General features: G+C 72.6%; 11 protein-coding genes. 2 read left to right on the forward strand and 9 right to left on the reverse strand.

Annotated features, from left to right (window positions below; genetic code table 11):
- Positions 1–84: 84 nt before the first annotated feature.
- Together GUY61_RS23690 and GUY61_RS23695 are read right to left on the reverse strand one after the other, a co-directional pair.
- Positions 85–318 carry a hypothetical protein gene (locus GUY61_RS23690; RefSeq protein WP_166632256.1) on the reverse strand — a complete coding sequence of 78 codons (234 nt, stop codon included), beginning with the start codon at positions 316–318 and terminating at the stop codon, positions 85–87.
- Between the two features lie 158 nt (positions 319–476).
- The gene (locus tag GUY61_RS23695; RefSeq protein WP_166632257.1) at positions 477–1,136 is read right to left on the reverse strand and encodes a TetR/AcrR family transcriptional regulator; all 660 of its coding nucleotides are present in this window, start codon (positions 1,134–1,136) and stop codon (positions 477–479) included.
- Between the two features lie 75 nt (positions 1,137–1,211).
- Between GUY61_RS23695 and GUY61_RS23700 the strand changes: the two genes are divergently transcribed.
- Complete coding sequence (locus tag GUY61_RS23700) at positions 1,212–2,042, forward strand: SDR family oxidoreductase (protein WP_166632258.1); 831 nt, start codon at positions 1,212–1,214, stop codon at positions 2,040–2,042.
- A gap of 285 nt (positions 2,043–2,327) precedes the next feature.
- Positions 2,328–3,011 carry a haloacid dehalogenase type II gene (locus tag GUY61_RS23705; protein WP_313896825.1) on the forward strand — a complete coding sequence of 228 codons (684 nt, stop codon included), beginning with the start codon at positions 2,328–2,330 and terminating at the stop codon, positions 3,009–3,011.
- Between the two features lie 426 nt (positions 3,012–3,437).
- Here GUY61_RS23705 and GUY61_RS23710 read toward each other — a convergent pair whose 3' ends face one another.
- The 7 genes from GUY61_RS23710 to GUY61_RS23740 all read right to left on the reverse strand — a co-directional run bounded on the left by GUY61_RS23710 (position 3,438) and on the right by GUY61_RS23740 (position 13,584).
- A complete protein-coding gene (locus GUY61_RS23710; protein ID WP_166632266.1) occupies positions 3,438–4,622 on the reverse strand; it encodes a M23 family metallopeptidase in 1,185 nt (394 codons plus the stop codon).
- Between the two features lie 521 nt (positions 4,623–5,143).
- Positions 5,144–8,029 (reverse strand): DUF5682 family protein, encoded by a 2,886-nt coding sequence (locus tag GUY61_RS23715; protein WP_166632259.1) that lies wholly within the window; start codon positions 8,027–8,029, stop codon positions 5,144–5,146.
- Positions 8,026–9,138, reverse strand: coding sequence for an AAA family ATPase (locus GUY61_RS23720; RefSeq protein WP_166632260.1), 1,113 nt, complete (start codon positions 9,136–9,138; stop codon positions 8,026–8,028). The genes GUY61_RS23715 and GUY61_RS23720 overlap by 4 nt, the downstream gene beginning before the upstream one ends.
- Positions 9,139–9,159: 21 nt before the next feature.
- The gene (locus GUY61_RS23725) at positions 9,160–10,644 is read right to left on the reverse strand and encodes a VWA domain-containing protein (protein WP_166632261.1); all 1,485 of its coding nucleotides are present in this window, start codon (positions 10,642–10,644) and stop codon (positions 9,160–9,162) included.
- Positions 10,641–12,026, reverse strand: coding sequence for a hypothetical protein (locus tag GUY61_RS23730; RefSeq protein ID WP_166632262.1), 1,386 nt, complete (start codon positions 12,024–12,026; stop codon positions 10,641–10,643). Before GUY61_RS23730 ends, GUY61_RS23725 begins: the two co-directional genes overlap by 4 nt.
- Positions 12,026–12,529, reverse strand: coding sequence for a hypothetical protein (locus GUY61_RS23735; RefSeq protein WP_166632263.1), 504 nt, complete (start codon positions 12,527–12,529; stop codon positions 12,026–12,028). The genes GUY61_RS23730 and GUY61_RS23735 overlap by 1 nt, the downstream gene beginning before the upstream one ends.
- A gap of 287 nt (positions 12,530–12,816) precedes the next feature.
- Positions 12,817–13,584, reverse strand: a complete 768-nt coding sequence (locus tag GUY61_RS23740) for an NPP1 family protein (protein WP_166632264.1) — start codon at positions 13,582–13,584, stop codon at positions 12,817–12,819.
- Positions 13,585–14,182 lie beyond the last annotated feature (598 nt).

Raw genomic sequence — 14,182 nt, forward strand, 5'->3', positions numbered from 1 at the left:
CCTCCGCCCCGCACCGGGCCCGCCGCGCAGGCAGCGGCGGAGGGCGTAGGGCGGAGGGCCGGAGGCGCGGCCGCGGCCGGGGTCTCAGACGTGATCGACCAGCTGCGCGTACCCCCGCTGCCGGGCGCAGTGCGCGCAGCAGAAGAACTGACCGTCGGCCTGAAGCCCGTGGCCGAGAATGCGGCACTGACAGTTGTCGCAGATCGGGGCCATCCGCTGGGCCGCGCACTCCAGGCTGTCGAATACATGGACCGCTCCGGCGGCCCGTACCTCGAACGCCAGCTCGTAATCGTTGTTGCAGACCTCGCACACCGCCATGAAGGTTCACTCCTCGCTGTGTCCAGCCGTCGGCAGGGACGCAATCACCGAACGCGCAATACGCGTATGTCGGTCATCGTTCCAGCTTTGGGGTGTGTCCGCTCGGTCGAGAAGGTCCGGATGGCGGCCGTCGAGGTGCGCCGGCCCGGTGACATCCCTCAGGCGGGGGCGCCGTGGCCGGCAGGCGCACCGCTCTTCGGGGCGGCCGTGTCCTTCGAGGCGGACCGCAGCCCCGTCAGCAGGGCGTCGAGGAGCCCGATGGCGCGCTGTTCGGCGGCGGAGGCGCTGCCGGTGAGCAGCTGGAACAGCAGGGCGCCGACCAGGGCGTCCGCGACGGCCTCCAGGTCGGCGTCGGGGCGCAGCTGTCCGGCGTCGACGCCGGCCCGGAGCCGGTGCACGAGCGGCGTGCACCACGGGCCCGTGAGCCGGCGGTAGAGGTCCTCGGCGTCGTGCGGGTTCTCCGCCGCCGCGGCGGTCAGGGCAAGGATGAGGGAGGCGTTCCCGGGGTCCGCGGCCGACACCGCCTGGCGGCGGAGCCAGCTTCGCAGGTCCTGCTCGACATCGCCGGTGTCGAGCGGCACCACGCCGGCTCCGGGGGCGGCGGACAGGAAACTCTCGCGAACGGTCTCCGCCACCAGCGCTCCCTTGGAGGGCCAGCGCCGGTACAGGGTCGGCTTGCCCACACCCGCCCGCGCGGCGACGCCCTCCATCGACAGCCTGGCGTATCCGTCCCGTACGAGCAGCTCCCGCACCGCTTCGAGGATCGCCTGATGCATGGCCGCGCTGCGGGGTCGTCCTCGCTGACGTTCCTCACCCATGACGGCCATCCTACGGGCCCGGGTGTAGCCTCCGTTACGGAACGAAACGTAATGTAATTCAAGGGAGGGCCCCTCATGGGCGCGAACGTGGTCGTAGTGATCGGTGTGGGCGGCATGGGCCAGGCCATTGCCCGCAGGCAGGGCCCGGGCAGGCGTGTCCTGCTCGCCGACTTCAACGAGGACCTCCTGAACGGCACGGCCGAGACACTCCGGGGAGAGGGCCATGACGTCGTCACGCGCCCCGTCGACGTCTCCTCCCGCGCCTCGGTGGCCGCGCTCGCCGACGCGGCGGCGGAACTGGGCAGCGTCACCGAAGTGGTCCACACGGCCGGGCTCTCCCCGGTGCAGGCGCCCGCCCTGGCGATCCTGAACGTCGACCTTCTGGGCGTGGCCCTGGTCCTGGAGGAGTTCGCGCGGGTCATCGCCCCGGGCGGCGCGGGAGTCGTCATATCCAGCATGGCCGGTCACATGGCGGCGCCGGTGCTCGACGCCGCGCAGGAACAGGCGCTGGCCCACACCCCCGCCGACGAACTCCTGCAACTCCCGTTCCTCACGGCGGAGGCGGGAAGCGCCGGAAGCTACGGCGTGTCGAAGCGCGCCAATCACCTCCGCGTCCAGGCGGCCAGCGTGCCGTGGGGCGAGCGCGGCGCGCGGATCAACTCCGTCAGCCCCGGCATCATCTCCACTCCGATGGGACAGCAGGAACTGGAGGGTGAGAGCGGGAAGGGGATGCGTGCCATGATCGAGGCCTCGGCGGCGCGGCGGGTGGGCACGCCCGGGGACATCGCCGAGGCGGTGGCCTTCCTGCTCGGTCCGGCCTCCACGTTCATCACCGGCACCGACCTGCTCGTCGACGGCGGCGTCGTGGCGGCCCTGCGCTCCGGCCGCCTGAAGCTGTCCGCGTGACTCCTGCCGGAACGCGGTCCGGGCCCCGGCCCGCTCGACGGTGCCGTCGCGCTGGCTGCGCCGCCACGGCGGTCGCGGTCCGCGCGGAGGCCGGCGGCCCCTCCTCGCCGCCCGCCCACGGCCTGGACGGAGGGCCGGCCGGGCCTGCCGCCCCACGGGATCCGGACGCGGGGCGGAGCGCGGCCGGCTCCTGACCGTTTCCGCCAAAGGGTGCGGGACCGGTCCACCGGGGTACGCGCTTCAGCGCGCACTCCGCTGTACGCCCCGCCGCCCCGAGGAGGAGACGTGCCCGAAGAGGAACCCCGGCTGCTTGTCTTCGACGTCAACGAGACACTCAGCGACATGGGTCCGCTGCGGACCCGCTTCGAACAGATCGGCGCTCCGGGCCATCTGATGCCCCTCTGGTTCGCCGGCGTACTGCGCGACGGCTTCGCCCTCACCGCCGCGGGAGCCTACGCGGACTTCGCGGCCGTCGCCCGCGACGGGATCCGGGGGTTGCTGTCCACGGCCGGCGGACGGTCCGGGGACGTGGAGGAAGCGGCACGCCACGTGCTGGAGGGATTCGCCGAACTGGAGGTGCACCCGGACGTGCCCGACGCCGTACGGGCCCTTCGGGAGGCGGGCTTCCGGCTGGTCACCATGACCAACGGCAGCGCCGCCCTCACGGGCCGGCTGCTCGGCCGTGCCGGGCTCCTGGACTGCTTCGAGGCGCTGCTGGACGTGAGCGGGCCACGGTGCTGGAAACCCGCGCCTGCCGCGTACCGGTACGCCGTCGAGCGCGCCGGCGTACGGCCGGGCCAGGCCCTGCTGGTCGCCGTGCATCCCTGGGACGTGGACGGGGCGCAGCGCGCGGGGCTGGAGGGCGCCTGGCTGCGGCGGGACGCGGCGGCGTACCCGGACGTGATGCTCCCTCCGGCCTACACGGCCCGCGATCTCCGGGCACTGGCCGCGGTGCTGACGTCGGAGTAGCACCCGCGTCCGCGGCGGGGGCCTGGGTGGCGGTCGAGGGACCGCCCCCACTCAATGCCGGTGCCTCTGCATGCCGGTGCCTCTGGCCGACGGAACGGGCGGTGCGTACCGGATGGTGACGGGCGGCATCGCCGTCGGCCCTGAGCGTCCCGGGCCGCGCCGGGCACCGGGCCGTGGGCGCACTGGACAGGGGACCGGGGCGGAGGTCCGGGACCGGGCCGGCCGGTTCCCCGTCCGGGCGCCGGGGTGTGGGGTCTGCCGCTGCCGGAGGCCCGCCGGTCCACAAGGCCGTGGCCACCGTCCTCGCCAACGTTCTGCGGGAACCACGGCAGTGAAGTGCCCGGTGCCGGGCCGGCTGCCGGGGGGACACGGCGTACCGACCGCCCGTATCGGCCGTCAGCACCCTGCTGGGCGGCGCGGCGCGCGTCAGCGGTTCAGGGCGAGCCATGGCTGAGGGTCGGTGTACCGCCCGTCGGTGATCACCTCGAAGTGGAGGTGCGGGCCGGTCGAGAGGCCGGTCGAGCCGACGAAACCGACGACCGTTCCGGCTTCGACGGTCTGGCCGGCGCTGGTCCGCAGTGACGACAGGTGGCTGTACGTCGTCTCGAGCCGTCTGCCCCCGATGGTGCCGTGGTCGATCACGACGCGGTTGCCGTAGGCCCTGGTCATTCCCGCGAACACGACCCGGCCCTGCCGCGCGGCGGACACCGGCGCCCCCTGCGGCGCGGCGAAGTCCACGCCGGTGTGCAGTTTGGTCACGCCCGTGAGCGGGTGTTCGCGCGAGCCGAACGGCGAGCTGATCACGAGGGTGGTGACGGGCGGCGCCAGCACCGCGCTGGCGGCCCGGCCGCCGGAGTCGGCGGACTCCTCCCGGTCGAACGTCTCGTACTGCGCCGACAGCGCCTTGACCTCGGCGAGATACGTCCGGGCCTTCGCGGGCACGCGCCCCGCCGCGGCCACGGATCTCGTGCCGACCGCGTGGGCGGCGAGCGTGAGGTCGACGAGGTCTCCGGTGACGGTTCCCCGGGTCCTGAGCTCTGTGACCTCCTCGGCGAGGGCGCAGTCCATCCGGCCGAGCGCCATGATGGCGTCCACCGGATCGCGGGGCGAGGAACGGCCGTTGCCGTCCTCGTCCTTGCCCCAGATCCGCCACTGCGCGTCCGTGAATCCGGCGATTCCCGCGCCGCCAGACAACGTGGCCGTGTCGGCGTCCCAGCCGGAGTGCCGGTCGACCTGCGCGGCGAGGACCGAGGGCTTCACCAGCGTGCATGCCTTGGCCGCCTCGCGCAGCCATGGCACATAGGACTCGTGAACGCGGTCCGCGGCCGACCCGCCCGCGGCCGGGGAACGGGCGTCCGCGCTCTGCGGCCAGGCGGAGGAGAGACCGCCCGTCACCGCCAGGAACCCGGCGAAGCCCATCGCCGCGGTCAGCCCCGGCAGGACGAGCAACGTGAACGGCCCGGGACGGCGGCCACGTGTGCGTTCCGCGCGGCCCGGCTGTGCGTCGTTCACCGGAAGGTCTCCCTGGGCTGTGTGGTCGCACCGCGTCCGGACGGCTCCGGAGGAGGCGCGCGGGCAGGACCGTCCCCCGCATGGCCGGTTCACGCGCATGGCCGGTTCACGCCGCTGGACCTGCTCGTGCCGCGCGGTGACAGCCACCGCGGCGCCGGGACGGTGCCACCCCGGCGGGAATCGCCGTCGGGCGGTGGCAGGCAGGTGTCGCCGAGATTACTGGCCACCGGGAGCGGAACGACACGTGCCGTGGCTGATTCTGGGTGCCGGTCCGCGGAGGCCGGCCCTCTGGCCGGGGCCGTGCCGCCGCGGGTTCCGCGCGTCTCCAGGAGCGATCACTGGCCTCAGTGGAGGGCGGACGACGACGGTGCCCGTGAGCCGGGGTCGCCAAGTATGTCCTGATCAAGTCGGCTGTCGGCAGGGGTTCGCGGCGTTCACCGGTCCGCTGCGCACCGCCGCGGAACGGAGCGAGACCACGCGATTCCCGCTGCGGGTCCGACGGTATGACGGCCCGTCACACATCCCCGGAAACAGCCGCGTTCGCAAGGGCTGTCCGTACGTTCACAGCGCGATGCCCCCGCGGCCTGCTCCGGCAGGCCGCGGGGGCACACACCGAGACGTCAGGTCCTGGCCAGCAGCACATCGAGCGCCGCCGCCGTGTCCTGATGGCGGCCCGCCAGCGCGACGCCCCGTGGGCCGGGGGGCGCGGTCTCCCAAGTCCCGTCGCAGCCAAGCAGATCCGCCACCGCGTCGCACGTGGCGGGGTGGGCGGCCAGCAGCGCGACACCACCGCCGCCGCCCGGGGACAGTGTCGCCGTACGCACCGCGCCCGGCTCGGCCCGGGGTGCCAGCCACGGCGGCACCCACTCGTCCAGTGCCGCGAGCCGGCCGGGGAAGATCCGCCCGGCCTCGCGGATCAGCAGCGGGGCCAGCTCCGCGCCCCCGGACCGCAGCGTGCTGATCAGGCTCGGCAGCCACGGCAGCAGCACCGGATCCGGCAGCCGCGCGAACGCGTTCGACACCGCCTCCACGACGAAGTCGGCCAGCTGCGGCACCGGCTCCAGCGCGTGCAGGAATCCGCTGAGGTAACGCGGATAGGCCGGCACCACCAAGGGGTTGCCCAGCAACTCGTCGCACCGCTCCCGAAGGGCCGCACGGGAGAGGCGGCCGAGCTGCACCTCGGCCGCCCACAGCAGCGCCACCCTCGACGGCTCCTGCGGATGGGACTGCGCCAGCGCCAGCTCCAGTTGAGTGCGGTCGCAGCCCAGCGACAGCGCCAGGCCCTCCATGCCGAAGAGGAAGCCCAGCATCGCGGCGACCTGGCGGACGGTCGCGTCGTCGTCGGTGAACGCCGTGGGCAGCAGCGTGCAGTAGTGCGCGTACCCGGCCTTGACGAAGGACTCGATCCACGGCGGCAGCACCGGCTCGCTGGGCCGGTAGTGCGCCAGCAGCCGCCGCACCCTGCGCAGTACCTCCGGCGCGCCGTCGACGGTGCGTTCGGCCGCCAGGACCTCCAGGGCGTGTGTGCCCAGCTCGTCGGCGAGCCTGCGGCTGCGCAGGTACAGCGTCGCGTCCTCGACGGTCTCCAGGACCGTTGCCGCGGTTGCCCGCGGGTCGTACGCCGTGCGCCGGAGCCGCTGCTCGAGGACCTGCTCGATGCTGACACCCTCGTAGCCGAGCTCGATCAGTGCCCGCTGGTGGGTGCCCAGTGCCAGGTCCCACGACTCCTGGATGGGCCGCTCGCCGAGCCGCCGCTCGCCCATGATGGGCCGCGCGGCGCCCTGCGGCATCAGGCGGCGCAGCATCCACAGCACGTCGGAGCACTTCTCCAGTTCCGGCCGGGCGACGACGTCCAGCAACGCCCTCTGCACTCCGCGCTGCTGGAGCTTCAGGTTCAGCGGCGCCAGCCGGTCGTGCACGTCGCGGGCCAGGGGCGGCAGCGCGTCGTAGCCGACCCGGCCGACCCGGTCGCCGCCCATCATGATCTCCACGAGGCGGCGCACATCACGGCGCCCCGGTACGGCGTCCTTCTCGATGCAGGTGACCGCCGCGTCCTGGAAGTCGTACGGCGTGGGCTTGGCACGGTCCCGCATCCCGGCCAGCAGGATCGACGTCTCGAACACCGCGATGGCGTCGGCGGTGGAGGCGAGGTAGCCGTTGCGGCGCGCGGCGCGCACGATCTCCACCGACCAGCCCAGCAGTTCGGCCTCGTCCAGGCGGTCGAGCACGGGCGGTCGCCGCAGGAAACCGGAGAGCCTGTCGGGGGGCGTGGCCTCCGGTGCGGCGCCGTCCGGTGTGAGCGGGGCCGGCGCGGGACCGCCCGGTGCCAGGGCGGCCGGCGCCGAGGTCCGAACCGAGTCCGCCGCCTCCGCCGTCTTCGAGCCCGTCTTCGCACCCGTCTGCCCCGCAAGGCGGAACGGCTGTACCCGCGTGCGTCTGACGTTCTTCGCCCACTGCGTCGCGGCGATCGACACCGAGCCCGCGGCGAGGCCGAACTGCGCCTCGATCGCGGCGTGGCTGGACGGGATCAGGCCGTGCTGCCACTTGCTGGCGCTGGGCGGGCTGATCCCGAAGGTGCCGGCACCGTGGACGCCGAACTCTGGCACGCGGCTGGCCGCGTGGAACGCGCCGCACACATAGAGGCAGTCCGCGGGATCGGCGCCGGTCGCGGCGAGGTGCTCGCGCATCCTGGTCCACATGTGGCGCTCGCGGTTCTCGTCCACACGCACCCGGTCCCGATCCCCGGGCGCCAGGCGCCGGAACAGGCTGCCGATCAGGAACATGACCTGCCGGTAGGTGTCGTGGTCGCTGTCGCCCAGCGGCAGTTCGACGTACTGGTGCCACCACTCCGACCAGTGCCGCACCCGGCCGTGCCGCAGCAGGTGCTCCTCCAGTTCGGCGAAGCGCGGACGCAGGTCGCCGATCTCCATGCCGACCGCGTCGCCGTGCAGCGCGGCCTCCTCCTCGGCCGGCTGCGCGTCCGCGCCTCCCGCGCCGGCGCCCGGCCCGGCTGGGCCCGTGCCCCGCTCCTGCCACTGGAACACGTGGTCCGACGAACGGTCGACGAGGACGAGTTCGACGCCCGGCGTGCCGAGGGCGTAGGCGATCGCCTGGTACTCGGCCGACGCCTCGGTGATCGGGGCGACGACCGACAGCGGTGCCCATTCGGCCGGGAAGCCGTCGACCTCGCTCGCGAAGGCCTGCACCGCCACCGGAAGCCGGCAGTTGCGCAGTTCGGACAGCAGCGGAGCCATGTCCTCGCACATTTCCAGGTACACGACCTTCGGCTGCTTCTCCCGCAGCCGCCGCGCCATCGCGATTGCCGAGGCCGGCGAGTGGTGGCAGACCGGGAAGATCTCCAGCGGTTCACGCACCGCCCGGTCCACGTCCTCGACGAGGCCGAGCAGGATGCCCTGCAACGCGTCGGGCCCGTCGGCGAACGCCGCTGCCGCTTCCCGCAGTTGCGCGCGCAGCGCCTGGAACGTTCCCTCGTGCGCGCCGCTCATGACAGGGTGGCGATCGCGTCGCGGCCGCCCTCCAGGAACTCCGGCCAGGACCCGCCCTCCTCCTTGCTGCGCGGCTCGACCACGCCGTGCAGGTACTTGTTGAGGATGGCCAGGTCCTCGGGCTCGCGCCGTGCCAGCGATCCGACGAGCGAGGAGGCGAGGGCGTGGGCGGTCAGCGCGCGCTCGCCGAAGAAGTTGCTGTGCAGGATGGCGTCCTCCAGTACGCCGATCTGCTCGGCGGTGGACAGCGCGGACTCGAGCTTCTCGTCGTCGCTGCCCGCGGCGGCAGCGGAGGCGCGCAGGTCGGCGAAGCTCTGCAGCAGCACGTCCAGCAGCGTGGGCGGCACGTCCAGCTCGATCCGGTGGCGGCGCAGCAGTTCCTCGGTGCGGAAGCGGACGATCTCCGCCTCGCTCTTCTTGTTGGTCACCACGGGGATGCGTACGAAGTTGAAGCGGCGCTTGAGCGCCGAGGAGAGGTCGTTGACGCCGCGGTCGCGGCTGTTGGCGGTGGCGATGACCGAGAAGCCCGGCTTGGCGAAGACGATGTTGTCGCTGTCCAGTTCGGGGACCGATATGTACTTCTCGGACAGGATCGAGATCAGCGCGTCCTGGACGTCACTGGTGGAACGGGTGAGTTCCTCGAAGCGGCCGATCGCGCCGGATTCCATCGCGGTCATGATCGGCGAGGGGATCATCGACTCCCGTGACTGGCCCTTGGCGATCACCATGGACACGTTCCAGGAGTACTTGATGTGGTCCTCGGTGGTGCCTGCCGTGCCCTGCACCACCAGGGTGGAGTTGCGGCAGATCGCCGCGGACAGCAGCTCGGCAAGCCAGCTCTTTCCGGTGCCGGGGTCACCGATCAGCAGCAGACCCCGGTCGGAGGCCAGCGTGACGATGGAACGCTCGACGAAACTGCGGTCGCCGAACCACTTCTGGGAGATCTCACGGTCCAGGCCGTCGGCGCGCTCGGAGCCCAGGACGAACAGACGGACCATCTTGGGGGACAGGCGCCAGGAGAAGGGCTTGGGGCCGTCGTCCACCGACTCCAGCCAGTCCAGCTCCTCGGCGTACTTGATCTCGGCGGGGGCGCGCAACAGGTCGGACATGACAGTGCCTTTCCATAAGGGTTAAGCGAGAAACGTCTTGAGCTCGTGGACGAGCTTGCGTATGTGGCCGGAGACCACCGGCGTACCGAGGTCCTTGAAGCGCTCCCGGAACCAGGGGTTGACGCTGCCGCGGCCGGAACTGGTCACCGAGCCGACGGGGATGAACTTGACCCCGGAGCGGTGAAGGGCCGCCATGCTCTCGAACAGGGCCTCGGTCCGCCATTCGTAGAAGTCGGAGATCCACACCACGACGGTGTTGCGAGGCTCGGCGATCTTGGGCTGGGCCAGCGTCATGGCGACCGTGCCGTCGGTGCCGCCACCGAGGCTGGTGCGCAGCAGGGTCTCGAAGGGATCGTGCACCCAGGGCGTGAGGTCGAGTGCCTGGGTGTCGTACGCGATCAGGTGTACGTCCACCTTGGGCAGTCCGGCGAAGATCGACGCCAGGATGGTGCAGTTGACCATCGAGTCCACCATCGAGCCCGACTGGTCAACGACCACGATCAGCCGCGAGGGCGTCGTCCTGCGCACGGTGTGGCGGTAGTAGAGGCGGTCGACGTACAACCGCTCCTCTTCCGGACTCCAGTTGGTGAGGTTCTTCCAGATGGTGCGGTCGAGGTCCAGGTTGCGGAACACCCGCTTGGGAGGCACCGAGCGGTCGAGCTCACCGACCGTGGCCTTGGCCACCTGGGTGCGCAGCACCTCCGCCACCTCGTCGACGAAGCGGCGGATGAGTGCCTTCGCGTTGGCCAGGGCGACTCCGGAGAGGTTGTTCTTGTCGCGCAGCAGCTGTTCGATCAGCGACAAGCTCGGGGTCAGACGTGCGGCCAGCTTCGGGTCCGCCAGAACCTCGCGCAGGTGCATCCGCTTGACCAGATCGGCCTCGATGGAGCCGAGTTCCGGACCGATCGCCGGGATCAGCCGGCTCAGGTCGGGCCTCGCCGCGCGGCCGCCCGAGCCGGTCGGGCTGACGCCCGGGCCCGCCGCGCCCCGAGCCGTGCCTGGCGCCGCACCCGGTGTGGCACGGCCGCCGCGCAGCTCGCCCGGCTTGCAGCCGAGTGCCCGCTCCAGCCATTCCGCGTCGGACTGCCAGCGCTGCAGTTGCCCGGCGCCGACCGTGCCGGAGCTGGGGGCGAAGACATTGAGCAGCACCTTCGACACCAGTGCGGCGCGCCGCACTTCGGCCGCCCGGCCGCGTCGGCCGCCATCGCCACCGTCGCTGTCGCCGCCACCGTCGTTGCTGCCGTCGGGCCCGGGCTCGGGCACCATCAGGCCCTCGAACTCGCCGGCCAGTTCCGGATGGCGCTGCACGATCGAGTCGACGGAGGCCTGCGGGTCCAGCAGCGCCGGCGGCAGACCGATGTCCTCGACGACGGCCAGGCTGGCCGATTCCAGTGTCGCCTGCTCCTCCGGGTCGAAGAGCCGGGCCAGGAGGCGCCAGTACAGCACTTGGCGGCGGTTGTCGGCGGAGTCCGCCCCGGTGTGGTGTCCGGTCGTCCGCTGGGTCATTTCCGCAGCAGCCTTCCCGCGCGCTCGCGGAGCGATGCCACGGCGTCGGTGGCGGCCTTCTCGGCCCTGGCGCCGGCCTTGTCCGCGGTACCCCCGGCCCACGCCCCGGCGTGGACGGCGACCGTCTTCTTCCGCAGGGTGGTCTCGACGGCGAGCGGCTGGACGTGGAAGGTCCCGGCGTCCCAGCGCAGCAGCCCGATGCACGCGGTCGACGCGGCGACGGCCTCGGGGGTGAGCGGACCGGCGGCCGGTACGCGGTCGGTGTCGACGGTGAGGCGCTGTCCGGCGAAGGCGAACGCCGTGGCGTCGCCGCCCTGGACGGCGTAGCCCTCCAGGAACACCGGGACGGCGATGCGCGCCGGATGCCGGTCCAGCGGTGCGGTCGCCGGTTCGGCCGCCGTGGGGAGAACGACGCGGGCGGTGGTGAAGGCGTCGGCGGGCTCACCCGTGCGCGCGTGCTCGTCGTTCCAGATCAGGTCGCCGTCGGCGGTGACCGGCATGCCGGTGAGTTCCATGGAGCGCCCTTCGCCGAGGGCGGCCAGCAGAGACATGTGGGGGCGGAGCAGTTGCCAGACGCCGGCCTGGACGACCGTGTCCGGCTTCGGCACCGAGACCGCGGCGCGGACCAGGCGGGGCCCGGATCCGTCGGCGGGCTCGAACACCGCGTGGACCTGGGCCTGTGCGGCGGTCGCGTGTTCGTGCACGTCGACACCGAGGGGCAGCAGGCGGCCCGTGGCGGTACCGGTGGCGGGCGTGCCGGCGGCGCCGGGCAGTGTCAGGAGCATCGCCCGCGACCACAGGTCGGCCCAGCGGCGTACCGGCACCCTCTCCAGGGTCGCGCCGGGGCAGGACGCCGCGAGTTCGGCGGCGAAGCCGTCCAGGATCGTGGCCGGACGGCGCAGGGCCGGTTCGGGCAGCATCGCGGAGACGATCTGCGCCGCCCCGGAGACCAGTTCGTGGTCGATGCCCTGCCACCCGGCGCGGGCGAGGTCGCAGAGCCAGGAGCGGGCGGCGGCGAGCAGGTTCGCCGCGTGCGGCTCGCCGGGCGCCGCGGCTTCCTCCTCGGTACGGGACCGGCCCGTCGCCTCGTCGACGCGTGTCATCAGCGCGTCGTGGACGGAGCCGAGCAGCGCGCTGCGGGCGGCGCCGAGGGCGGCGAAGTGGTCCTCGCTCGCGGCTCCCGCTGCCGCCTTCTCGGCGGCTTCGGCGACCCTGGAGGCCAGTGGTGTGCCCGCGACGGCGTGCGCGAGTTCCGTCAGGCCGGTGGCCTGGGACGGCCGGGGGCGGAGCAGGCCGGTGACGAGAACCCGGTCGAAGGCGTCGACGGCCGCAAGGGCTTCGTCGAGGCCGTCGACGGTGTCGGCCAGCGTATCGACGCGCATCACGCCACCGCCCTGGTCGGCGGGAAGAAGTGCATCTCCGGCAATGGCGCGGTGGTGGGGGCGAGTTCGAGATACGCCAGGTGGCGCAGGAACCGGCTGAACACGGGGGCGGCGGCCTTGGTGTCGGCCTGCGCCGGACGGGTGGTGATCATGGCGGCGGTGATGCTCTGCGCGTCCGGCTCCCCGTCCGCGGTGTCGACGCGCAGGTAGCGCGCGACGCGCCCGGCGCCGTACTGCAGCACCGCCTCGCCGACCAGGGCCCGGATGTGATTGCAGAACGAACCCCGGGCGCCCCCGCAGGGCCGGTTGTTGTTGGTGCTGCACGCGAACGCGTAGGTGGCGGTGGCGACCGACGAGACGTAGACCCGCCCGATGTCCGAGCCACTGGACACCACGCCCTGCAGGCGCCCGTCGGCCAGTTCGACGAACGGGACCTTGGCGAGCCTGCGCGGCCGCGCAGGTGGGTTCACCCGCGCCGTACTCGACTTCTCCCAGTCCGACAAAGCACCATCTCCTATGCACCAGGGGGATTTCCTCGCCGCACGGCGGGACACGTCAGAACATAGCGAGGGCCACTGACAACACCGGCCGCCCGGATCCGGCACCGGGTGCGCCGGCCGGCCGGAGGCCGGCGGAGCGGTGCCGGTGGACCGGGGAGTCGGGCCCGTTCGTCAGAGACCCGCCCGTCCAGGGTCCTTGGACGCGAAACGGCGGCCTTCTCGTCATCCTCACGAGAAGACCGCCAGGAGAAGGAACGCATGCCGGCGATCGCGGTCGCCGGCTCCGCTCGTCAGGCGTACGGGTCGAACGGGATCCCGGCCGGCCGGGCCTCGGCGAGGTGCGAGGTGAAGCTGCCGTCGGTGAGACCGAAGTGGGCACTGCCGAAGTCGGCCTGGGTCAGCCGGTCACGCAGGCCCTCGGGGTAACCGTTCCAGCCGACCAGCGCGGGATACTGCCATGTGCCCTTGTGGTTCTCGGGAGGTTCGTCGTTGGAGTTGGCGGGGCGGAAGCAGTGCGTGCTGATGCCGTCCTTGTGGTAGACGATCTTGGGGTGTGTCCCGTCCCAGCGGATCTGGTCGCGGTTGTAGATGTCGAAGTCGCCGTGGGCCGAGGTGGCCACGTACTGGGCCTGGTTGTTCTGCACCCACACCACGACGTGCTCCCAGTCGTGGCGGTGTCCGCCGAGACCGCTGCCGGCCACGGCCTGGTCCTTCTCGAAGTACAGCCCGTAGATGATGGCGCACCAGCCGTTGTTGCACTTGTAGCGGGAGTACCCGTTGGTGTTGTCCAGGTCCCAGGAGTCACGGCACTGGCCGTTCAGGGCCCCGCTCGGCTTGAGGCCGCCGTTGATCGTTCCGTCGGGTCCGATGGCCGGTGTGGAGTAGCAGCCGTCCTTGTCGTAGTCGTAGCCGGGCTGGAACGTCTGCTCCAGCGCGTCCGCGTTGGCGGGCAGGGCCTTGGGCGGTTCCGCGAGGGCGGTGCCCGGAAAGGCGATGACCAGCGCGATGGCGCTGCCGATGGTGAGGGACGCGCTGCGGATCCGCGAACTCGTCTTCAATCCGGCCTCCTTGACCGCGGCGTGGGGGGGTCACGCAGTTGGCATGGCCATATCATCCACGAACGCGTGGGCACCCGAGCTGGATCGGTGAAACTCGCATGGCCCGGCACGGCGCGCTCCACCACCGCCGGGCCGTCAGGCGGTGAGGGCCCGTACGCCGGCCGGCCGCGCCGCGCTCGGCCGGGGCGCGTGACCGCGCGGACTCGTACCCGCCGGGCACGGCAGGGGAGGCTCAGGCGTTGCCCGAGGAGACTCGACGAGACGCAGGTCCAGTGACTCGCCCGGCCCTTGGCCCCCTGCCCCCCGGCGCCATCGACGCCTCTCCGACGGCGCGGGGCCGCCACGGCACCTCGACTCCCGTGTCCGGCACAACGCCGGGCGGAGGGTCGTACGCGAAGGGCCGCGCCGGCCCGCCGGCCCGCTGGCCCACCCGTGCCGCGCTGCCCGGTACGAGGGCTGTTCCTCGGCGGCGGCGAGGGCGGGGTCGGCCAGGTAGCGGGGCAGCACCGACACTCCCGCTCCCGCGACGACCGAGGCCAGGACCGCCCGGAGACCGGGCACCACGACGGAGACCTCGTTGGGCGGGCGGCGGCCGAAC

It is taken from the genome of Streptomyces sp. GC420, from assembly GCF_009916105.1.
Classification (GTDB): domain Bacteria; phylum Actinomycetota; class Actinomycetes; order Streptomycetales; family Streptomycetaceae; genus Streptomyces.

Coding starts and splice junctions, on each gene's coding strand:
- GUY61_RS23690 (WP_166632256.1), bottom strand. CDS start 318: ATGGCGGTGTGCGAGGTCTGCAACAACGATTACGAGCTGGCGTTCGAG.
- GUY61_RS23715 (WP_166632259.1), bottom strand. CDS start 8,029: ATGAGCGGCGCGCACGAGGGAACGTTCCAGGCGCTGCGCGCGCAACTG.
- GUY61_RS23730 (WP_166632262.1), bottom strand. CDS start 12,026: ATGCGCGTCGATACGCTGGCCGACACCGTCGACGGCCTCGACGAAGCC.
- GUY61_RS23700 (WP_166632258.1), top strand. CDS start 1,212: ATGGGCGCGAACGTGGTCGTAGTGATCGGTGTGGGCGGCATGGGCCAG.
- GUY61_RS23725 (WP_166632261.1), bottom strand. CDS start 10,644: ATGACCCAGCGGACGACCGGACACCACACCGGGGCGGACTCCGCCGAC.
- GUY61_RS23710 (WP_166632266.1), bottom strand. CDS start 4,622: ATGCGCGTGAACCGGCCATGCGGGGGACGGTCCTGCCCGCGCGCCTCC.
- GUY61_RS23695 (WP_166632257.1), bottom strand. CDS start 1,136: ATGGGTGAGGAACGTCAGCGAGGACGACCCCGCAGCGCGGCCATGCAT.
- GUY61_RS23720 (WP_166632260.1), bottom strand. CDS start 9,138: ATGTCCGACCTGTTGCGCGCCCCCGCCGAGATCAAGTACGCCGAGGAG.